Annotated in this window: 2 protein-coding genes; both read right to left on the bottom strand. The window is 45.7% G+C overall.

All coding sequences use genetic code 11. From position 1 onward, the window contains the following. The coding region (locus IT291_11190; GenBank protein MCC6221793.1) for a hypothetical protein at positions 1 to 310 on the bottom strand (310 nt) is incomplete at its 3' end. Between the two features lie 327 nt (positions 311 to 637). Further along, positions 638 to 3091, bottom strand: a complete 2454-nt coding sequence (locus tag IT291_11185) for a hypothetical protein (GenBank protein MCC6221792.1) — start codon at positions 3089 to 3091, stop codon at positions 638 to 640. Between the last annotated feature and the right edge of the window lie 282 nt (positions 3092 to 3373).

Genomic DNA, 3373 nt, shown 5'->3' with positions numbered 1-3373 from the left:
CCGCAACCTCCTCAATGCTTCGAGCCCTATCTTTAGAAAGCTTATTCTCGATAAAGTCGCGCCGATCTTCAAAGGCAGTTGTGCGGGAGTCTTTAGTAAGAACGGTGTCTAACCAATCAACCTCAGAATCAGTCAGTATGGCATTTTCGATGCGGGTACTTGCGCCTATCATGCTAATGAACGCTTGGCGATGAATGTAATCTAATTCCGCCTGATCCATTTGACTAATTTCAGATTGTTTTTTTGCAGCTTTTTGCGAAAGCTCCCGCAATTCACTAACACTCTTGTTGGATATGGAAAAAGATAGCATTATCAGAGACTTACAAAGAAGCGGCTAAAAGGGGCTAGTAATATTCTAATTTTATTAGCCCCTTTTAGCCGTTTTGTCAATAAGTATCTAAAATATTTAGGGATTATTGCTTGATAGGCTAGTATTTTTCCCTGTTTACTTTAAACGACGTTATAAATAAATATATAACCACTGCGCCTCAATTAACGATATTCCTATCAACCTGGCGCCTCAATGCGAAGATCAAAACCACTTTTAGGTCCCCCTACTCGACCAAGCTCGAAGAACTCCGCCGCTGGACAACTCGCTCAGTTATTTTGAAGGGCTTTGCCGTAAGACGGACTAATCCTAGTCAGGACAAGGCTGTTTATCGAGAATTCTTACGAGGCCATTATTGGCGTCGACGGTAACAAAATCATCATTTCGAAGAAGCGTAGTGGCTACTTTTGTGCCAACAACGCAGGGGATGCCGAGTTCACGTGCAACAATAGCGGCATGGCAAGTGATGCCGCCGATGTCGGTCACTAAAGCCTTTGCCTTCTTCATGGCTGGAACAAATTCAGGAGCAGTGTACTTAGCCACCAGAACTCTGTCGTTTTCGAAGGTCGTTAACTCGGACGACTTCAGGATTTTTTGGACTTTTCCCGTTGCTACGCCCCGGCTTCCCGCTACGCCTGCAAACTCGGATACCATCGGACCGGTAGACTCAACACTTAGTTGTTCGCTAAACACGCGAATTAGCGAGGCAGCCTGGTCACCCTCAATTATCCGCAATCCGGTCTCCTCTGTATAAATAAAAACAGTTCCTTCTTTCCTGCGAGCTAGGATTCTCTTTAACTCCTCACCCTCTGCCTGAGTATCTAGAACTTCATCATAGGTTAAAAGCTCGATGTCGGCGACTGACAAGCCAAGCCGTCTTGCGATACTTTCCCAAACTGGTTGAGTTTCGAACCAAAAAAACGAAGTCGTATAGGAAGATAGAATATCCTTAACATAAGCCCCAACTCTAATCGCGTAAATGGCATCTGCAATATCTTTTGGGATCTCCAGCGGCTCGACCCTTGAAATGGAGTCACTGGGTTTCGTGAGCGCATTAATAATATCAGCAACAAATGAATCCTTGGAGCGCGGTTTGCCGACTGAAAAGGAAGTGAACCAAAAGAAGTCCTTTTGCAAAGCCGTGAGCTCCTGATCGATAAGGTCGTCAGTAATACTTTCCTTCTCAAGTTTGGCGATAACTTCTGCGCCAAATCTTTTCTTTAGCCGCATGGCCGCTTGAACAACGGCTTCGCTGTATCTCCCCAGGGGAGTAGGGCGTATTGGTTGGCACTCTTGAGCCATAAATCGGTTGACAGCCTCAATATTATTAAAGCGTTTACGGGCAAAATCATAAACTATTGTTTCGAGAAAAGGTGTAGCGAGATAATACGCATTGCTGTATGCATTCAAACCGCTGAGGAGATCCAATGTTCCCTTAAGTATCTTGGCTTGTTCACTCAGTTTCGTACAATGCGCAATTTCTTTTATGCCCTTCTCAAATAAGGCGAGCTTCAGTTCGAACTCTTCAAGGCCTGCAGCTACATTAGTTCTTGAGAACTGCATCTCGACCTTGTCATGGAGCGCTGCGGAAATGCCGGTGGAAAAGCATTTCTCCAGCTCTGTTCCGTCGACAAAAATGCTAATAACTGCTGGGTCAATGCCGAGAATCTTTTTAAACTCACGATGATATTCTCGGTTATCCCACTGGTAGTTCCAAAATGGTGGAAAATACTCCTTGAAGACGAGTTCATACTGAACACCTTCATGTTGAAATGTATTGGGAGCAGGAGGCGAGTTCTCTTGGTATATAGGGGTGTTTTTTGTTAAGGCAGTAATGGGGCGAGACTGAACAATGTAAAATATTCCCCCCTCGCAGGCCCACTCGACATCACAGGGGAAACCGTAATGAGCTTCGATTTTCAAGATTAATTCGGATAGTTCGAAGACTTCCTTGTCGGACAACACGGGCCCTTCTCCTTGCTCCTTCGGAATCGGGCGCCATTCAGTGCCACCACCCTCAGCGAGATATAGTCCCTCAGCTTGAGTTTGGTGGTCTTTTTTAAGAATGCACAGCGGGTTTTTCTCCACAACGTAGCTATCCGGTGTCAACTGTCCTGACACTATGGCCTCGCCAAGCCCAAGACTCGCTTCGATAATAAGCTGACCACTGGAGCCGCTAATCGGATCGGCAGAAAATGCGATCCCCGACTTAGCACTCTGAACCATTTTTTGAACTATGACGGCAACACTAATCTTCTGTTGCTGCAAACCCTTTTCGAATCTGTAGAAAATTGCACGTGGCGTAAACAATGAGGCCCAACATTTCCTTACATTCTCAAGTAAGGTTTCTTCTGTCGTGTTTAAGTAACTTTCAAGCTGACCAGCCCATGCGGCGTTTGCAGAGTCTTCAGCAGTAGCGGAGGATCTAACCGCCACAAATCTAGCATTCAGGTATCTAAAAGATGCCCGTATTTTATCGGTGACCTCTTGCGGCAGTGTTGCGTTAAGAAATAACGATCTTATCTTCTCAGAGCAGGTTTGAACCGCCGTTAGGTCGGTGTGGTTAAGTGAACCTAGAATTGCGTCAACCTCTTCACGCAGTTTCGTCTCGTCCAGAAACTTGTCAAAAGTAGACGAGAGAATCACAAAGCCCGGGGGCACAGGTATCCCTACCGAGACCATTTCTCCAAGAGATGCGGCTTTTCCACCGGCAAGGGAAACATTTTCCCTGCCCATGGCACTGATATCTCGTAGAAGTTCCATAATTCTTCTCACTTATCACTTTTCTCATTTTTTCTAAATACCTTGGTGCCGGAAACTTGGCCTTAAGGTGCACACCTCTGGCGCAAAAAACATCAATGATAACAGCAACACCCTCTGCCCCCTTCGCGCCTCCGATATAATCAGCAATTGTAACTTCATCCCCTGCCTAGCGAATTTGGGATAAGTGTAAGGAATTTAGAGTTAGAGGTTAAGGATGCTCAATATTTGTTAGCTCCTCGTTCCATGAGTCCTGGTTCGTATTTTGCCGCGCCGCCGTAAGTT

The sequence above is a fragment of the Deltaproteobacteria bacterium genome (assembly GCA_020845775.1).
Lineage (GTDB): Bacteria > Bdellovibrionota_C > UBA2361 > SZUA-149 > JADLFC01 > JADLFC01.
This window is presented reverse-complemented; position numbering and strand designations above follow the sequence as displayed.

Excerpts from the sequence above, each read along its gene's own strand:
- IT291_11185 (MCC6221792.1), bottom strand. The coding sequence starts at position 3,091 with ATGGAACTTCTACGAGATATCAGTGCCATGGGCAGGGAAAATGTTTCC.